This window comes from Roseovarius sp. D0-M9, from assembly GCF_037083805.1.
Lineage (GTDB): Bacteria > Pseudomonadota > Alphaproteobacteria > Rhodobacterales > Rhodobacteraceae > Roseovarius.
Genome location: NZ_JBAPKZ010000076.1, coordinates 2,501 through 6,612, shown reverse-complemented (window position 1 = coordinate 6,612; position 4,112 = coordinate 2,501). Strand labels below are relative to the sequence as shown.

The 4,112-nt window shown below is 52.2% G+C and carries 1 rRNA gene; it reads right to left on the bottom strand.

The window, feature by feature from the left end:
- Positions 1-107: 107 nt before the first annotated feature.
- Positions 108-3,930 (bottom strand): 23S ribosomal RNA (locus V8352_RS21000).
- Between the last annotated feature and the right edge of the window lie 182 nt (positions 3,931-4,112).

The following is a 4,112-nucleotide window of genomic DNA, read 5'->3' as shown; positions in this document are numbered from 1 at the left end:
AGAAAAACCTTAGAGTGTCCAAGTCAGTATACTGATGTTTATGGTGTGTATGACTGATGTTTTCGATGTCTTGTTCGCTTTTTGGCGAAGTCTGACTTCTACTGGATCAAATCAAGCCTATCGAGCAATTAGTACCGGTCAACTGAACGCGTTGCCGCGCTTACATCTCCGGCCTATCGACGTGGTGGTCTACCACGGCTCTCAGGGATACCTTGTTTTGAGGGGGGCTTCCCGCTTAGATGCCTTCAGCGGTTATCCTGTCCGTTCATAGCTACCCTGCACTGCTGCTGGCGCAACAACAGGTCCACCAGTGGAACGTTCACCCCGGTCCTCTCGTACTAGGGGCAACTCCTCTCAAGTATCCTACACCCACGGCAGATAGGGACCGAACTGTCTCACGACGTTCTAAACCCAGCTCACGTACCTCTTTAAACGGCGAACAGCCGTACCCTTGGGACCTGCTCCAGCCCCAGGATGAGATGAGCCGACATCGAGGTGCCAAACACTGCCGTCGATATGGACTCTTGGGCAGTATCAGCCTGTTATCCCCGGCGTACCTTTTATCCGTTGAGCGATGGCCCTCCCACTTGGGACCACCGGATCACTATGACCGACTTTCGTCTCTGCTCGACTTGTCAGTCTCGCAGTCAGGCTGGCTTCTGCCATTGCACTCAACGACCGATTTCCGACCGGTCTGAGCCAACCTTCGCGCGCCTCCGTTACGATTTAGGAGGCGACCGCCCCAGTCAAACTACCCGCCACGCAGGGTCCCGGATCCGGATAACGGACCGCGGTTAGACATCAAGAGTGCGAAGAGTGGTATCTCAAGGACGACTCCACGATGACTGGCGTCACCGCTTCAAAGTCTACCACCTATCCTGCACATCACAATCCTGATGCCAGTGCGAAGCTGTAGTAAAGGTGCACGGGGTCTTTCCGTCTAACCGCGGGAAGCCTGCATCTTGACAGGCAATTCAATTTCGCTGAGTCCACATTTGAGACAGCGGGGAAGTCGTTACGCCATTCGTGCAGGTCGGAACTTACCCGACAAGGAATTTCGCTACCTTAGGACCGTTATAGTTACGGCCGCCGTTTACCTGGGCTTCAATTCAGAGCTCTCACCCCTCCTTTTAACCTTCAGGCACCGGGCAGGCGTCAGACCCTATACGTCGTCTTGCGACTTCGCAGAGCCCTGTGTTTTTAGTAAACAGTCGCCACCCCCTGGTTTGTGCCCCCGGCCAAAACTTGCGTTCTAACCGGGCCTCCTTCTCGCGAACTTACGGAGGTATTTTGCCGAGTTCCTTAAATGTGGTTCTCTCAAGCGCCTTGGTATTCTCTACCAGTCCACCTGTGTTGGTTTAGGGTACGATCTAGCGATGGAGCTATTTCCAGGAACTGCTAAGCGGCCCATCCAATCCGATAAGGATGAACAACCCTCGCAATCCGTCACTTCCATCTGGCCCAGGAATATTAACCTGGTTCCCATCGACTACGCCTTTCGGCCTCGCCTTAGGGGTCGGCTTACCCTGCTCAGATTAGCTTTAAGCAGGAACCCTTGGACTTTCGGCGACAGTGTCTCTCACACTGTTTGTCGCTACTCATGTCATCATTCTCACTAGTGATCTCTCCACGGGATCGCTCACGCGCCCGCTTCATCGAAAGCTCCTTGTCTCCGTAATGACCGAAGTCACTAAAGAGACATGGAACTATGTCACACTACGCTCTGCTACCACGGCCACATAAGTGGCCATCCTAAGCTTCGGCTCATGGCTTGAGCCCCGTTACATCTTCGCCGCAGGACAACTTGTTTAGACCAGTGAGCTGTTACGCTATCTTTAAAGGATGGCTGCTTCTAAGCCAACCTCCTGGTTGTTTTGGTCGTCCCACCTGCTTTCCCACTTAGCCATGAATTAGGGGCCTTAGCTGTAGGTCAGGGTTGTTTCCCTCTCGACTACGGACGTTAGCATTCGCAGTCTGTCTGCCATCTAGTACTCCTCGGTATTCGGAGTTTGGTTAGGATCAGTAAGCCTGTGGGGCCCCATTACCCATCCAGTGCTCTACCCCCGAGGGTATTCGGATGACGCTCTACCTAAATAGATTTCGCAGAGAACCAGCTATCTCCGAGTTTGATTGGCCTTTCACCCCTAGGCACAACTCATCCCGACCTTTTTCAACAGGTGTGGGTTCGGACCTCCAGTAAGTGTTACCTTACCTTCATCCTGGTCATGCCTAGATCACTCGGTTTCGGGTCTGATCCATCNCTAGGCACAACTCATCCCGACCTTTTTCAACAGGTGTGGGTTCGGACCTCCAGTAAGTGTTACCTTACCTTCATCCTGGTCATGCCTAGATCACTCGGTTTCGGGTCTGATCCATCTAACTCATTCGCCCTATTAAGACTCGCTTTCGCTGCGCCTACACCTAACGGCTTAAGCTTGCTAGATAGACCAAGTCGATGACCCATTATACAAAAGGTACGCCGTCACCCCATATAGAGNCTAACTCATTCGCCCTATTAAGACTCGCTTTCGCTGCGCCTACACCTAACGGCTTAAGCTTGCTAGATAGACCAAGTCGATGACCCATTATACAAAAGGTACGCCGTCACAAGACTGGACACTGATGACAATCAGTTGGCTGCGCCAAGGATTGGCGGGAGCCGTATTATTTGAAGGGTATCGAAACCCTGAAGTAAACTGTTTCGACGCCCGGATTGTTCGAATAGAGCCCGGCGTTCGATCTGTGATCTGCGCCAATTCCCATCCGGACACCCTCACGATTTTCGTAGCCCAGCTCCAGGCCGGACCGAAACTCGATAGGCCCGCCCAGGTCCACATCACCGCCTTTGGCATAAAGCCCCGGCATTGTGTGAAACTGTGCGTACCACCGATCGTTTGGCGTCGAATATGTCGTCGTGTTTCCAAGGCCGACCCAAAGCCCACCCTCATCGGTGATCGAGGCACCGTAGGTGAACTGGAAAGGCCCACGCGCCATTCCAGTCTGCTTGCGAATGAAAACTTCTTCACCCACATGGCCATCCTGGAAGACCAATTCGCCAACCGAGAGCCCAAGATAGGGCGTTCGCTCGTTTTTGGCGAGACAGCCGTCGTTTGGACAGTGGTTAACACCCATGTTGATCAGCCCCAGAATGAGGCCCACAACAGCAAAGGTTCCGTCCGTCACCACGGCTAGGTCAGACATATTCACTTCCTTATCGCTAATACATGCATCTTAGTGATGCAGATTGTCATTAGAGTCCAGTCAAGCTCCGACTGATTGTAGGCGTTCGGTTTCAGGTACTGTTTCACTCCCCTCGTCGGGGTGCTTTTCACCTTTCCCTCACGGTACTGGTTCACTATCGGTCANGCTCCGACTGATTGTAGGCGTTCGGTTTCAGGTACTGTTTCACTCCCCTCGTCGGGGTGCTTTTCACCTTTCCCTCACGGTACTGGTTCACTATCGGTCAGTAAGGAGTACTTAGCCTTCGAAGGTGGTCCTCCGATCTTCAGACAGAATTTCACGTGTTCCGCCCTACTTAATACGTCCTATCATGCTTCATATACGGGGCTATCACCCTCTATGGCCGTGCTTCCCAACACGTTCTATTCACACTCAAGGCTCGGCTGGTCCCCGTTCGCTCGCCGCTACTAGGGGAGTATCAATTGATGTCCTTTCCTCCGGGTACTTAGATGTTTCAGTTCTCCGGGTTTGCTCTTATAAACCTATGTATTCAGTCTATAAGTACCTGTTTTACCGCATTATTAGCTGACCTTGCGGTCAGTAATAACACAGTATCAGGTGGGTTGCCCCATTCGGAAATTCATGGATCAAAGCTTATTCTCAGCTCCCCATGACTTATCGCAGAGTATCACGTCCTTCATCGCCTCTTACTGCCAAGGCATTCACCAAACGCCCTTTTCGCGCTTGATTTGATCCAGAAAAAGACAGACTTGCGTCTGACGCGGCCACCCCAGCTGGTAACTAAAGGGGGCCTTTATTCCGGAACAAAAGTCATACTTAGTTTCCCGCCTGGATATACATCCAGACAATGTGCAATCCTCGCGGATCACACAGGATACAGAACCGTGCAGAACTGTATCCGGGTTAGTATA